At 73.3% G+C, this 13,624-nt stretch carries 15 protein-coding genes and 1 pseudogene; 10 read left to right on the top strand and 6 right to left on the bottom strand.

The annotated features are described in order from the left end of the window. Positions 1-68: 68 nt before the first annotated feature. A pseudogene (locus tag IE206_RS27375) lies at positions 69-966 on the bottom strand (hypothetical protein). Then, on the bottom strand, positions 963-1,967 hold the full coding sequence (locus IE206_RS27370) for an SPFH domain-containing protein (RefSeq protein ID WP_189966621.1): 1,005 nt from the start codon (positions 1,965-1,967) through the stop codon (positions 963-965). Before IE206_RS27370 ends, IE206_RS27375 begins: the two are co-directional and overlap by 4 nt. Before the next feature lie 306 nt (positions 1,968-2,273). Here IE206_RS27370 and IE206_RS27365 point away from each other — a divergent pair, with 306 nt between their 5' ends. Together IE206_RS27365 and IE206_RS27360 are read left to right on the top strand one after the other, a co-directional pair. Continuing rightward, positions 2,274-3,488, top strand: coding sequence for a polysaccharide deacetylase family protein (locus tag IE206_RS27365; RefSeq protein WP_189966619.1), 1,215 nt, complete (start codon positions 2,274-2,276; stop codon positions 3,486-3,488). Between the two features lie 347 nt (positions 3,489-3,835). Continuing rightward, positions 3,836-4,036: a hypothetical protein gene (locus tag IE206_RS27360; RefSeq protein ID WP_189966617.1), complete on the top strand. Its 201-nt coding sequence runs from the start codon at positions 3,836-3,838 to the stop codon at positions 4,034-4,036. Between the two features lie 70 nt (positions 4,037-4,106). Here IE206_RS27360 and IE206_RS27355 read toward each other — a convergent pair whose 3' ends face one another. Next, positions 4,107-4,784, bottom strand: a complete 678-nt coding sequence (locus IE206_RS27355) for a phosphatase PAP2 family protein (protein WP_189966614.1) — start codon at positions 4,782-4,784, stop codon at positions 4,107-4,109. 43 nt (positions 4,785-4,827) lie between these two features. After that, the gene (locus IE206_RS27350; protein ID WP_226599565.1) at positions 4,828-5,502 is read right to left on the bottom strand and encodes a DedA family protein; all 675 of its coding nucleotides are present in this window, start codon (positions 5,500-5,502) and stop codon (positions 4,828-4,830) included. Between the two features lie 123 nt (positions 5,503-5,625). Between IE206_RS27350 and IE206_RS27345 the strand changes: the two genes are divergently transcribed. The 7 genes from IE206_RS27345 (at position 5,626) to IE206_RS27315 (ending at position 9,619) form a co-directional block, all read left to right on the top strand. Next, positions 5,626-6,021, top strand: coding sequence for a BlaI/MecI/CopY family transcriptional regulator (locus IE206_RS27345; protein WP_189966610.1), 396 nt, complete (start codon positions 5,626-5,628; stop codon positions 6,019-6,021). Continuing rightward, the gene (locus tag IE206_RS27340) at positions 6,018-6,959 is read left to right on the top strand and encodes a M56 family metallopeptidase (protein ID WP_189966608.1); all 942 of its coding nucleotides are present in this window, start codon (positions 6,018-6,020) and stop codon (positions 6,957-6,959) included. The genes IE206_RS27345 and IE206_RS27340 overlap by 4 nt, the downstream gene beginning before the upstream one ends. A 111-nt stretch (positions 6,960-7,070) precedes the next feature. Beyond that, positions 7,071-7,595, top strand: coding sequence for a DoxX family protein (locus tag IE206_RS27335; RefSeq protein ID WP_189966606.1), 525 nt, complete (start codon positions 7,071-7,073; stop codon positions 7,593-7,595). 156 nt (positions 7,596-7,751) lie between these two features. Beyond that, positions 7,752-8,180, top strand: a complete 429-nt coding sequence (panD, locus tag IE206_RS27330) for an aspartate 1-decarboxylase (RefSeq protein ID WP_189966604.1) — start codon at positions 7,752-7,754, stop codon at positions 8,178-8,180. Further along, on the top strand, positions 8,177-8,548 hold the full coding sequence (locus IE206_RS27325; protein WP_226599988.1) for a GNAT family N-acetyltransferase: 372 nt from the start codon (positions 8,177-8,179) through the stop codon (positions 8,546-8,548). Before panD ends, IE206_RS27325 begins: the two co-directional genes overlap by 4 nt. Positions 8,549-8,550: 2 nt before the next feature. Continuing rightward, the gene (locus IE206_RS27320; protein WP_189966600.1) at positions 8,551-9,177 is read left to right on the top strand and encodes an aspartate/glutamate racemase family protein; all 627 of its coding nucleotides are present in this window, start codon (positions 8,551-8,553) and stop codon (positions 9,175-9,177) included. 175 nt (positions 9,178-9,352) lie between these two features. After that, positions 9,353-9,619 carry a hypothetical protein gene (locus tag IE206_RS27315; protein WP_189966598.1) on the top strand — a complete coding sequence of 89 codons (267 nt, stop codon included), beginning with the start codon at positions 9,353-9,355 and terminating at the stop codon, positions 9,617-9,619. A 27-nt stretch (positions 9,620-9,646) separates the two neighbouring features. On the opposite strand, the gene gnd is transcribed toward IE206_RS27315, so the two are convergent. Next, complete coding sequence (gnd, locus tag IE206_RS27310; protein WP_189966596.1) at positions 9,647-11,089, bottom strand: NADP-dependent phosphogluconate dehydrogenase; 1,443 nt, start codon at positions 11,087-11,089, stop codon at positions 9,647-9,649. 231 nt (positions 11,090-11,320) lie between these two features. Between gnd and IE206_RS27305 the strand changes: the two genes are divergently transcribed. Then, entirely contained in the window at positions 11,321-12,490 is a 1,170-nt protein-coding gene (locus IE206_RS27305) for a transglycosylase family protein (RefSeq protein WP_189966594.1), read from the top strand. On the opposite strand, the gene IE206_RS27300 is transcribed toward IE206_RS27305, so the two are convergent. Continuing rightward, complete coding sequence (locus IE206_RS27300; RefSeq protein WP_189966592.1) at positions 12,460-13,389, bottom strand: DMT family transporter; 930 nt, start codon at positions 13,387-13,389, stop codon at positions 12,460-12,462. The genes IE206_RS27305 and IE206_RS27300 overlap by 31 nt on opposite strands. Positions 13,390-13,624 lie beyond the last annotated feature (235 nt).

Genomic DNA, 13,624 nt, shown 5'->3' with positions numbered 1-13,624 from the left:
GACGCGCGGCCGATCGCTGCTCAGAGCCCTGCCCTTGCCCGATCCGCACGGAATGCCGACACAGGCTCTCAGCCCACCAGCCGCAGCGCCGTGTCCGAGACGCCGAGGCTCACCGACTGGCCCCACGTCAGGTCCAGCGCATCGCACTCCATGCCGTCCCCGAACGCGACCAGGCGGTCCGACTCGACGGTGATCCGGAGCCGCTCGGTCCGGGACAACTCCCCGTCCACGAGCGAGGTGCCGGTCACGGGCGACGGCCAGGCCTCGCGTACGAACCACACCAGGCGGGCATCCGCGCGAGCCGGTAGCGCCGGGGCGTTCGCGCGCTGCTGCCACAGCGAGCGCAGCCAGCCGGTGGCCCCCGTGCCCGTGCCGACCAGGACGCCGGAGGAGGCCTGCGCCTCGGCGGAGGCGGCCGGGTCGTCGGGGCCGATGCGGTAGCGCGCGCTCTGGTGGCCGGGCGCGCCGAGGTAGATCTCGTTGAGCGCGAGCAGGCGCTGGCTGTCGTCGGTGAGCGCCTCCACCATGGTGAGTTCCTCGACCGCGCAGCCCCGCGAGGCCGCCGCGGGCAGCAGTGCCGCGGCGGCCGACGGCCGGTGGCGCACCAGAACACCCGGATTGCGCCCCGGCTCGGGATCGATGCCGAGCACCGGCTGCCCCGACAGGTACTTGGCGGCGTTGGCGACCAGGCCCCTGGCCGACCACCACGATCACGTCCTCGGGGGCGAACAGGAAGCGGTCGAGGTCGGCCCGCTCGACCCGGGCCTGGCGCCACTGCGAGGGAATCGCCGCCGCCACGTCGGCCAGCGCCCGCAGTGCCCGATGGTGCCGCTCGGCCACCTCGCGGATGCTCCGGTCCCGCGAGGACAGGAAGAAGTCGGCCTGGCCGTGCGTGCCGTGCCGGGCCAGCAACTCCTCGTACTCCGAGGTGCGGTGGACAAGGACCGCCCGCGGCGCCAGGCTCACGGCCGCTCACCCCGGCCGAGCCGGTCGAGCAGCGTGGTGAGCATGTCGGGGGAGAGGGTGAGGCTGTCGATCCTGGGCAGGTTCTCGGCCAGCCGCGTCGCGGCCAGGGCGTGCAGAGTCGCCGCGTCCGCCTCGCCGTGCACCTGGAGCCAGGCCGCCTGGGCCCCGGCCTTCGCCTCGCCCGACACGCGCGCCGCCTCGGCCTCGGCCTGGGCCAGCCGTACCGTGCGGGCGGCCTCCGCCTCCGTGCGTACCGCGTCCGCCGCGGCTTCCTCCTCCGCCTCGCGCCGGGTGTTGGTGCCGCGCTGCTCCACCAACTGCTCCTCGCGGCGGGCCAGTTCGATGCGGCTGGCGAGCTCGTTCTCGGCGATGGTCCGCTCCCGCTCGACCGCCACCGCCCGCCGCTCGTACGTAGCCCGGTCCGCCTCCTGCTGGATCCGCTCGCGCGCCGGGGTGCGCAGCGCGCGCTCCACCTCGGGCTCGGGGCGGATCGCGACGACCCGTACCGCCACCACCTCGATGCCGGTCGCGGGCAGCCGGGACTCCGCCGCGAGCCCGGCCGCGATCCGCTCCCGTACCGCGGCGACACCGTCGGCCAGGGCGGCCGCGAGTTCGGTGCGCGCGAGCACGTCGAGGGCGTGCTGCTGAGCCGTCTCGGTGAGCAGCGTCGACAACTGCTCCAGGGGGTCGCCGCGCCAGATCCCGGTGTCCGGGTCGATCGAGAAGTCGAGCCGGTCGGCGGCGCTGCCCGGCTCGCTGATCCGGTACGTCACGGTCGCCTGCACCGTGACGTCCTGGAAGTCGGCGGTACGGGCGTGGAAGGCCATGGCCAGTTCCCGGTCGTTGACCGGCACTTCGGACAGCGCGGCGCTGAGCGGCTGGAACCAGAAGCTCAGGCCGACCCCGTCGTGGGCGGGACGGCCGTTCTTGTGGTGCCGGATGTGCGAGGTGGGCGCGGAACGCAGATGGCGCCAGCCGAAGCGCCTGGAGATGTCGGCCATGCCGGACCCCTTTCTTTTCGTCAGATCGACGATAGGACCCCCTCTCGTTATCGTCAAGGTGACATGAATGGGTAGGGGATCGACTTGTCTGACGTAAGGCGCAGTGGGCATGCGGCCGAGGCGGGAGGGGTGCCGTTCAAGCCGTTTTCGAGTGGGCTGGGAACGCTGAGTTGCCAGGTGGTTACGCGTGGTGATGCCGGGGGCTGTGTGGAGCGGCGGGCGGCTCAATTTGTATGGATATCTGGTTAATTCTGGACCATTCGGTCTACACATCAGGGGTCCGTGCGACGAGTGACGGGAGCAGGCATGCCAGGCATCAGTCGAAGGGGATTGCTGGGCGCGGGGCTTGGGGCGGTCACCGCGGCGGGGCTCGCCGGGTGTGGCTCGTCAGGGGGTGAGCCGGTGCGTGGACCGGGCCCGGCGAAACCAGCAAAGCCGCAGGCCAGGCTGATCGGTGACGGTTCGACGGCGGACACGGGCAAGCAGCCGAACCAGCCCGACGGGCCCGTTCCGCTCGAACCCGGCCAGACTCCGCCGCAGTTCGTGATCTTCTCCTGGGACGGTGCGGGCGAGGTCGGCAACGGGCTCTTCCCGCGCTTCCTCGAACTGGCCAGAAACCACGGCGCGGGCATGACGTTCTTCCTGTCCGGCCTCTATCTGCTCCCCGAGTCGAAGAAGAGCCTCTACAAGCCGCCGAACAACCCCGTCGGCGCCTCCGACATCGGCTACCTCACCGACGAGCACGTCAAGGAGACGCTGAAGTACACCCGGCAGGCCTGGTCGGAGGGGCATGAGATCGGCACGCACTTCAACGGCCACTTCTGCGCCGGCTCGGGATCGGTCGCCAACTGGACGGCCGCCCAGTGGCACAACGAGATCGACCAGGCGGTCTCCTTCGTCACCGAATGGCGCACCAACACCGGCTGGACCGACGAGGCCCCGCTGCCGTTCGACTACCACAAGGAACTCGTCGGCGGCCGCACCCCGTGTCTGCTCGGCCAGGAGAACCTGCTGCCCACCGCCAAGGAGCGGGGCTGGCGCTACGACGCCTCGTCGCCCGGCGGCCGTCAGAGGTGGCCGGACAAGCGCGAGGGCGTATGGGACTTCCCGCTCCAGGGCATCCCGTTCCCCGGGCATTCCTTCGAGGTCCTGTCGATGGACTACAACATGCTCGCCAACCAGTCGAAGAACACCACCAAAGGCATGCCTTCGCGCTATCCCGGCTGGCGGGCCCAGGCCACCGCTTCGTATCTGGCGGGCTTCAGGCGCGCGTACGAGACGAACCGCGCGCCCTTCTACATCGGCAACCACTTCGAGGAGTGGAACGGCGGCATCTACATGGACGCCGTCGAGGAAGCGCTGAAGGGGATGGCAGGCAAGGAGGACGTACGACTCGTGTCGTTCCGCCAGTTCGCGGACTGGCTCGATGTGCAGGACCCGAAGGTGCTCGACCGGCTCCGCGCCCTCCAGGTGGGGCAGGCGCCCCCGGGCGGCTGGAACGCCTACTTCAAGGCGGCCTGATACGAGGCGTGTCAAGACCGCATAAGGGGTGCGCAGTTGACGGCGCCCCTGTCGTGATCACTCGATCGGGCGCCGGGTTCCGCATTTTGCCCGGAACCGGCCTGACCGTCGCATCCTGCGGTGATGTATGCCGTCAAGTGCAACACGCCGGATGCGGCGGGGCGGTTCGGGCGGCGTCGGGAGGCGGGCGCACGGCCCCCGGGGTCTGCTCGGAACAGGGAAGCGGGCCCCGGCCGGGTCGGCCGGTGCGAGGGTGCGCCGGCTCCGCCCGGCCGCGAACAACGGCGGCCGCGGCACTCGGAGCGGAAAGCGGCCCCGGCGCGGTTCCGGGGCGGAGGGAGCACACCATGCGCGAACTGCGAGCGGAAGCGGTTCTCGACCGGGCGGGCGCGGAGGACCGCGGCGCTCTCCTGTGGCACGTGATGAGCACCGACGACCCCACCACCCTGTGCGGTCGCAGTCTCGCCCGCCAGGAGGCGGCGACTCCGCAGAAGCCGGACCTGACCAACGCCGACCGCTACTGCGGGATCTGCATGGCCGCCTGCTGAGGTCCGGATGCCCGTGAACGGGGGGCCGTTGGTGCGGGGTTTCGTGGTCACCCCTCAAGTGGATCGCGGATCAAGGGAGTTGGTCCGCCGGCCGGTCGGGATCGGGGGCGGGGTCTGCTCCATGCGCGCGTACGAGAGGGGCCGTGGCCAGGACCGCGAGGCACAGCCAGAGGGAGGCGAGGAGCCAGCCGCCCAGGACGTCGCTCGCCCAGTGCACTCCGAGGTAGATCCGGGAGAGCCCGACGGCGGCCGCCCAGAGCAGCAGCAGGGCAGCCGCGGGGCGGGCGGCCGCGGTGCGGGTCGCCAGCGCCCACACGAGCAGTCCGGCCGTGAGCGCGCTGGTGGTGGCGTGACCCGAGGGGAAGGAGTGGCCCGAGGCCGTGGTCGCCCAGTCGAGGGCGGACGGGCGAGGGCGGGCGACGGCCGACATCAGGCCGTACCGCACGGCCTGGCCGAGGAGGAGCACCGCGAGCGCGCCGGCCGCCGCGTACAGGCGCTGTCGTTTGTCGCGGCCCGCGATCAGACCCGCGACGACGGCCAGGGCGTAGGGGAGCGCGCCGGAGCCGGTCGCCGTGACAGCGCGGGCGGTGGCCACGGCGACCGGCGGGCGGTGATCGATCGGCCAGCGGTGCAGGGCCTCGTCGCCCGGCAGCGGCGCCCCGTGGCGTACGGCGACGAGCACCGTGAGCAGCACGAACAGGAGAAGCAGCACGCAGGCCGCCGCGCCCGTGCGCCGCGCCGGACTCATCGAGCGGTCACCGGTGGCCGCGGCCGGTTGTCGTCGGCAGACATCAGCGCGGATCCTCGGTGGCCGTACGGGCGCGGCGGGCGCGCAGGATCTCCAGGGCGACGGGCGTGAGCGAGACGGCCACGACCAGTGCGACGAGCGGCAGCAGATAGCGGTCGATGTTCGGCACGGACGAGCCGAGCGCGTAGCCGCCGAGCACCAGCGCGCAGGTCCACACGAGGCCGCCGACGATCTGCCAGAGGGCGAAGACCCGGGCCGGCACGCCGAGTACGCCCGCGAGCGGGTTGAGCACCGTGCGGACGATCGGCACGAAGCGTGCGAGGACGATCGCCTTCGCGTGCCCGTACTTGGCGAGCAGCTCCTCGGCGCGGGCCGCCCCCTCGTGCAGCTTGCGGGACTTGCTGCGGGCCAGCAGGGTGCGGCCGCCGCGGCGGCCGATCCAGTAGCCCACCTGCGCGCCCACCAGAGCGCCCGCCACCGAGCAGATCAGGACCTGCGGCAGCGAGAGCGACACCGGTCCGTTGCCGCCGGGCACGCACAGCAGGCCCGCGGTGAAGAGCAGGGAGTCGCCGGGAAGGAGGAAGCCGACGAGGAGGCCGGTCTCGGCGAAGAGCACCACGGCGATGCCGAGCGCGCCGAACGCGGACAGCAGCGAGCCCGCGTCGAGGACGTTCACGGCCTGTGGGGCCGAGGCTGCGAACAGGGGTGCGACTGCCATGTCAGTGGGCCCTCCCATAATGGTGGTCGGGCCGCTCGTCCTGCGGATGCGCACGGCCCGGCTGACTACAGTGATGTAGACGGTCTACGGCACTGTAGACGAATGAAGCGGGAGGAGTGTTCCATGACAGCCACGGGAGACGTCGGGCACGGGGACGCACGACGCCCCGCGGGTGAACTGGAGGCCGGAGTCCTCGCCGCGCTCTGGGCCGCCGAGGCACCGCTCACCCCGGGCGAGGTCCAGGCCGCCCTCGGCGGCAGGCTGGCCCGCACCACCGTGACCACGATCCTGACCCGCCTGCACGACAAGGGCGCGGTCACCCGCCAGCGGGCGGGGCGCGGCTACGCGTACACCCCGACGGAGGACGCGCCGGGGCTGACCGCCCGCCGCATGCACACCGAGCTGGCGAAGGAGGAAGACCGCTCGACGGTGCTCGCCCGGTTCGTCTCCCAGCTCAGCGACGAGGACGAGCAGCTGCTTCGCTCCCTCCTGGAAGACTCCGGGAGCGACGGACGATGATCTTCTCGGTGTGGATCCCGCTGCTCGTGCCGTTCCTCGCGGTGCCCGCCGCGCGCCGGCTCGCCGAGGCGCTGCCGCCCCGCCCGGCCGCCTGGCTCCTTGCCGCCGCGGCCACCGGCCTCGCCGCCTGCTCGACCGCCGCGCTGGGGCTGATCGCGCTGGCCGGGGCGCTCCGGCTGCCCTTCTTCGCCTCCCTCGAAAACCTGACGGCCCCGCTGGACGCGCTCCCGGCCTGGCTCGCCATACCCGCCGCTGCCGTCGCGGCCGGTCTCGTCGCCGCCTCCGGGGTCGCCCTGGTGCGCACCGCGCGGCGCCATCTCGCCGAACTGCGCGCCGCCCGCGGCCAGTTGGGGCCCGATGCCGGTGAGCTCGCCGTGCTGCGCGACGCCAGCCCCGACGCCTACGCGCTGCCCGGCCGCCCCGGGCGGATCGTCGTCACCACCGGAATGCTGCGCGCCCTGGAACCGGCCGAGCGCGAGGCCCTGTTCGCCCACGAGCGGGCCCACCTCGTCGGCCGCCACCACCTGTTCCTGGCCGCCGCCGAACTCGCGGGGCACTGTCACCCGGCACTGCGTTCGCTGCGCGCGCCCCTCGCCTTCGCCCTGGAGCGGACGGCCGACGAGTACGCCGCCGGGGCCGTTGGCGACCGCAGGCTCGCCGCGCGCGCGATCGGCCGCGCCGCCCTCGCCTCCCGCGCCGCCGCACCCGGCCGGGCCCGGCCTCGCGCGGTGCTCGCCGCGACGGCGGGGCCGGTGCCGCGCAGGGTCGCGGCCCTGCTCGACCGCCGCCCCGCGCCCCGGCTGCCCCGCTCGCACGGAGCCCGCCTGATAGCGGCCGTCCTGTTGGGCTGCCTGTGCGTCTCGGCGGCCTCGGCGATCGAGGCGGCGGCGGACCTGCACGGCGGGATCGAGATAGCGCAGGGCGAAGCGGGCCGCTGAGGGCGCGCCTGCCGCCCCCGTGACCCGTACGGCCCAGCAACGCTGCGGGTCGGCACCCCGCGCCCCGGAGAGTGGATCCCGAGCCCATCGCCCCACGCTCCGGGAGAAGCCATGACCTGCCTCAACCGACGCGACCTCGGACTGCTCGTGCTGCGGGCCGGTACCGGCGCGGTACTCGTGGCGCACGGTGCCCAGAAGCTCTTCGGCTGCTTCGGCGGCGCCGGACTCGAAGGCACGGCCGCCTCCATGGAAAAGATGGGGTTCCGGCCCGGCAAGCAGAGCGCCATCGCCGCCGGGCTCGGCGAGATGGGCGGCGGCGCCCTGCTGGCCGTCGGCCTCGCCACCCCGGCCGCCGGGGCCGCGGCGGCCGGAGCCATGGCGGGCGCGGTCTCCGTGCACGCCCCGGCCGGATTCTTCGCCGCGGGCGGCGGCTTCGAATACCCGGCGTTCCTCGGCTTCACCGCCGCCGCGATCGGCCTCGCGGGCGCGGGCCGCTACTCTCTCGACCACGCCACGGACCACGTACTCGACCAGCCCTGGACCGTCGCGCTCGCCTTCCTCGCCAGCGCGGTCGCGGCCGCCGCCGTGGTCGGCCGCCGGGCCAGGGAACAGGCCGAGGTCGAGACGTTCGACTGAGGCGGTCGACCGCCCAAGCGCGCCGTCGTCCTTGCTGAGCCACCCGTCCAACAGCCGGGCGCCTCCACGCCCGATGATCCGGAGTCGTACCCTGTCAGACATTGGCGCGTACCCCGCCCGGGGCCGCGACCCTCTGTCCGGCAGGAGTGTGACGCGATGCTGCGCACCATGTTCAAGTCCAAGATCCACCGTGCCACCGTGACCCAGGCCGACCTCCACTACGTGGGCTCGGTCACCGTGGACGCCGAGCTCATGGAGGCGGCCGACCTGCTGCCCGGTGAGCTGGTCCACATCGTCGACATCGACAACGGCAACCGCCTGGAGACGTACGTCATCGAGGGCGAGCGGGGCTCCGGCGTCATCGGCATCAACGGTGCCGCCGCCCACCTCGTGCACCCCGGCGACCTGGTGATCCTCATCAGCTACGCCCAGGTCGACGACGCCGAGGCCCGCGCGCTGAAGCCCAGCGTGGTGCACGTGGACGCGGACAACCGGATCGTCGAGCTCGGCACCGACGCCTCGGCGCCGGTCCCCGGCAGCGACCAGCGGCGCAGCCCGCACGCCCGGATTCCCGCCCAGAGCTGAACCGGCCACCACCGAAGAGGACCCGCACCATGGCAGAGATCCGAGACGACCGCTCCCGGGGGCTGCTCGCGGCCTTCGAGGGCGGTGAAGTGGCGGGCCGCATCGCCTACTTCACCCTCGACGCCGAGCCGGCCGCGCTGGTCGCGGTGCACACCGTCGTGGAGCCCGCGTACGAGGGCAAGGGCATCGCGGGCGCCCTGGTGCGGGAGTTCTACGCCCTGGCCGCGCGCGAGGGTGTGCCGGTCGTGCCGCTCTGTCCGTACGCCGCGAAGTGGGCCGAACGCCACCCGGACGAGGCGCCCGCCGCCCCGGGCGGCCTCGTCGAGGCCGCCCGGGCCCAGCTCGCCGCCAACCCGGAACTCTGGTGACCATGCTCGTGCTCCTGCACACCTCGCCCGCCCATGTCCCGGTCTTCGACGCCCTGCGCGACGAGGACGCCCCGGACCTCGAACTGCGCCACCTCGTGCGCGAGCAACTGCTCAGCCGGGCAGGGGAGTTGGGCCTGGAAGCCGTGACGGGAGACGTCCACGCCGCCCTCGCCGAGGCGGTGGCCCAGGGCGCGGACGCGGTCCTGTGCACCTGCTCCACGATCGGTGGAATCGCCGAGGCGGCAGCGGCCTTGCTCGGCGTCCCGGTGCTCCGGGTCGACCGGCCGATGGCCGCGGCCGCCCTGGTGCACGGCCACCGGATCGCCGTCGTGGCCACGCTCGCCTCCACCCTGGAGCCGACCGCCGAGCTGATCCGCGAAGAGGCCGGCGACCGGCCCCTCGCCCTGCGTACGGTGCTCGCCGAGGACGCCTGGCAGCACTTCGCATCCGGTGACCCGGACGCGTACTTCGCGGAGATCGCCCGCGTGGTGGATGCCCTGACGGAGGTGGATGCCGTCGTCCTGGCGCAGGCCTCCATGGCTCCCGCCGCCGCACGGACCACGATCGAGGTCCCCGTGCTGTCCAGCCCCCGGCCCGGGCTGCGCGCGGCGGCGGCCGTGGTGGGCTGAGAGCCTGCTCCGGAGCTCCGTCCGAGCATGCGACGCCCGGCACACGCGCGGCTCGGGATGCCGCGGTCCGAGCCGGCCGCCGTGCGGGCACGGGCTCTGACCCGGACGGGTTGAACCGGCGGGCGCCGGGAAGGCGCGCGGGTGAAGCTGAACTCAGACTCTGAGGAGGCCGACCATGACCGTCCCGCACCCGGATCCCGTCCCGCCGTGGCCCACACCGCTGCCCGACCCGGAACCGGGCCCCATCCCCAACCCGCCGGGACCGGGCCCCGACCCGGTGCCGCCGAGGCCCGCTCCGGGACCCGACCCCCGGCCGCCGAGCCCCGGGCCCGATCCCAAGCCGCCCGAGCCGGACCCCGACCCCGGTCTGCCGGACCCCGTGCCGCAGCCCCCGGGCCCCGACCCCGTACCGGGTCCGCCGGAGCCCGAGCCGGCCGGCTGACGGCGCCGGGTCCGGCAAAGCCGCTGGTCAGCCTGTGCTGACCTCGGACCGGTCGCCGCCCCACAGCGTGTGGAACGAGCCCTCGCGGTCGGTGCGCCGGTAGGTGTGCGCGCCGAAGAAGTCGCGCTGGCCCTGGGTGAGCGCCGCCGGGAGCCGCTCGGCGCGCAGCGCGTCGTAGTACGCGAGTGCCGCCGAGAACCCGGGCACCGGCACGCCCTGCCGGGCCGCCGCCACGATCACCGCGCGCCAGTCGTCCTGTGCCGCCCCGATCTCGTCGCCGAACCGCTTGTCCGAGAGCAGGCTCGGCAGGTCGGGCTGTGCGTCGTAGGCGCCGCGGATCCGGTCGAGGAACGCGGCCCGGATGATGCAGCCCGCCCGCCAGATCGCCGCGACCGCACCCGGATCGACGCCCCAGTCGTAGTTCTCGCTGCCCGCCTGGATCTGGTGGAAGCCCTGCGTGTACGACACGATCTTCGACGCGTACAGCGCCTGCTCCACCTGCGCGGCGAAGGCCGCCGCCTCGGCCTCGCCCAGCGGCGCCGCGGCCGGCCCGGCAAGGGAGCGGGCCGCCTCGCGCAGTTCGGCGTGGCCCGACAGGGAGCGGGCGAACACGGCCTCGGCGATGCCCGACACCGGGACTCCCAGGTCGAGCGCGATCTGCACCGTCCAGCGGCCGGTGCCCTTCTGCTCCGCTTGGTCCTCGACCACGTCGACGAAGGGCTTCCCCGTCGATGCGTCGACATGGGCCAGGACTTCGGCCGTGATCTCGATCAGGTAGGAGTCGAGGCGGCCGGTGTTCCAGCCCCGGAACGTCTCGGCGATCTTCGCGGGGGAGTAGCCCGCGACCGTACGCAGCAGGTGGTAGGCCTCCGCGATGAGCTGCATGTCGGCGTACTCGATGCCGTTGTGCACCATCTTCACGAAGTGGCCCGCGCCGTCCGGGCCCACGTGGGTGACGCACGAGGTGCCGTCGGGAGCCTTCGCCGCGATGCGTTCCAGGAGCGGCCCGAGAGAGTCGTACGACTCGGCCGAGCCGCCCGGCATGATGCTCGGCCCGTGCAGCGCGCCCTCCTCGCCGCCCGAGATGCCGACGCCCACGAAGTGGATACCGCGCTCGCGCAGCTCACGCTCGCGCCTGCGGGTGTCCTCGAAGTGCGCGTTGCCGCCGTCGATGATGACGTCGCCCTCTTCGAGGAGCGGCGCGAACTCCTTGATCACCGCGTCCGTCGGCTCGCCCGCCTTGACCATGACGACGAGCCGGCGCGGCCGCTCCAGGGCGGCCACGAACTCCTCGGGCGACTCGGCCGCGACGAAGCTGCCCTCGGTGCCGAACTCCTCGACCAGCGCGCGGGTCTTGGCGGCCGTCCGGTTGTGCACGGCGACCGTGAACCCGTTGCGCGCGAAGTTGCGGGCGAGGTTGCGGCCCATGACCGCGAGTCCGGTGACGCCGATCTGGGCTGTTCCACTCATGCGTGTGCTCCTGGATCCTCGGGGTTCGCGGCGCCACGAGCGACCGTCACGGCGCACGGTTGCCGCCCACCCTACGGAAGGTGCCACGTCATCCGGCACGGTCGGGATTCCCGACACGAGGGTCCGAAGGCCCCGACGCCGTAGAGGGCCGCCCTCCGCTTGTCCGACCCCTTGTCATGACCAGTTCGCAGCCCCTATTTTGGCGGCTCTTGATGCCTTCGAGGGGGACTCATGGCCTTACGCGGCCGGCACCGCCGGTATCAGCCGAGCCGGATCAACCGGGCGTCGTTGACGGTCACGGCCGGCGGGGCGGGCATCGCTCTGCCGCTGATCGGCGCGGGCACCGCGGACGCCGCCTCCGTGGACGTGTGGAACAAGGTCGCGGCCTGCGAGTCGACCAACAACTGGCACATCAACACGGGCAACGGCTATTACGGCGGGCTCCAGTTCAGCCAGTCCACCTGGGCGGCGTACGGCGGCCGCCAGTACGCGGCGCGCGCGGACCTGGCCTCCCGCGACCAGCAGATCGCGGTCGCCGAGAAGGTGCTCAAGGGGCAGGGGCCCGGTGCCTGGCCGGTCTGCTCCGGCGAGGCCGGTCTCACCCGGGGCGGCGCGGCCCCGCAGCTGACCACGGCGAGCAAGGGCCGGACCGAGATCAAGCCGAAGGCGGCCCCCGCCGCGCCGAAGTCCCCGGCGCCCCCCGCGAAGAAGGCCGAGCCGCCGAGCCCCACCAAGGTCCCCGGCCAACGGGAGTCGTACACCGTCGTGCACGGCGACTCGCTGTCCACGATCGCCGAGCGCGAGCGCGTCCAGGGCGGCTGGCCCAAGCTGTACGCGGAGAACCGCACGGTCGTCGGGGCCAATCCCGACCTCATCCGGCCCGGCCAGCACCTGACCCTGCCCGGCGCCGCCCCCGCGAAGCCGACGACCCCGCCGAAGTCCACCCCCAAGCCGCCCGCCGCCAAGCCGCCCGCGGCGAAGGTGGCCACCAAGTCGGCCGGGTTCACCGCGCCCGTCGACGCGCACCCCAGCACCCCGTACCACCAGGCCGGTTCGTCCTGGGCGAGCGGCTACCACACCGGCGTCGACTTCCCCGTGGCCACTGGCACCTCGGTGAAGGCGGTCACGGCGGGCACGGTGGTCGAGGCGGGCTGGGGCGGCTCGTACGGATACCAGGTGGTGATCCACCACCCCGACGGCAGATACAGCCAGTACGCCCACCTGTCGGCGGTCAATGTGAAGGCCGGCCAGACGGTCAACACCGGCCAGCGGATAGGGCGTTCGGGCGCGACCGGCAACGCGACCGGGCCGCATCTGCACTTCGAGATACGCACCGGACCGGCCTACGGATCCGATGTCGACCCGCTGGCCTACCTGAGAGCGGGTGGCGTCGCCGTCTGATCCGGGGTGTCCCCCTGGCGTCCACCGGGCGCAGGGGGTGGGCCCGGGGGCGGCACCGGCTTGGCGTGGTGGGCGGCGCTCAGCCGTTCCGTGGTGAGCAGGATCAGGCCGCCCGCCGCCACGACACCGAAGCCGAGGGCGATCGCGGTGCCCGCCGTCCCGTACCGGAACGACTCGCCGAACAGGGTCAGGCCGATGGCCGCGGCGACCACGGGGTTGACGACGGTGACCGTCGCCAGAGGTGCCGCGAGCCCCGCGCCTCGGTAGGAGGCCTGCGAGAGCAGCAGCCCCGAGATCGCGAAGCCGGCTATCGCGCACAGGAGGGGCAGTTCGCCGAGCGGAAGCCCCGACTGCCAGTCCTCGGCGACGGACTTGGTGAACACCGAGGCGAGTCCGAAGGCGCCGCCCGCCGCGGTGGCGAGCAGGACGCTGCGGGTGGCCGCCCGGCGCAGGGCCCTGGACGCCACGAACAGCGCCGCAACCGCGCCGAACCCGGCCGCGGCGAGCACCAGGCGCGACCCCATGGCGAGGTCGTCCGCGTCCGCCCCGTTGGTCAGCGCGAGCAGCCCGGCCAGGCCCGCGGTGGCCATGACCGCGCCGCGCCAGGCCGCCGCCCCGGCCCTGCGTCTGATGAACACGGCCGACATCGGCAGCGCGAACACGATGGTGAGCGCGCCCATCGGCTGCACCAGCGTGAGCGGGCCGTACGCCAGGGCCGCCACGTGCAGCGCCGCGCCGAGCCCGTTGAGCGTGACCGAGCCCCACCAGGCCGGGCGGCGCACGGGGGCGTACGTGCTGCTCGGCCCGGACGCGGCGACGCGCTCCTGCACGATCGCCGCCGCCGCGTACGCGACGGCGGAGACCAGGGACAGCAGCACGGCCAGGACAAGGGCGCTCATGGCTCCACGATGTCTCGTTGCGGACCCCGTGTCGTCGTCCCTGAGCACCGATTGCTCAGTACTCCAGAAGGAGTAGGGACGTACGACCAAAGTCGTCCCAGATATCGGACTTTCAGTAAAACCGCAGCTCAAAATAGGCGTCAAGGAGATCGGAAGATCACCTTCCGTGGATTGGTCCGCCTCTTGGTGCCGTTCGGCGAACGCCGCTGCCCGTGGGGTGGAAACCGGCCACCGA

Origin of the sequence: Streptomyces violascens, assembly GCF_014649955.1 — a bacterium.
Lineage (GTDB): Bacteria > Actinomycetota > Actinomycetes > Streptomycetales > Streptomycetaceae > Streptomyces > Streptomyces violascens.
This window is presented reverse-complemented; position numbering and strand designations above follow the sequence as displayed.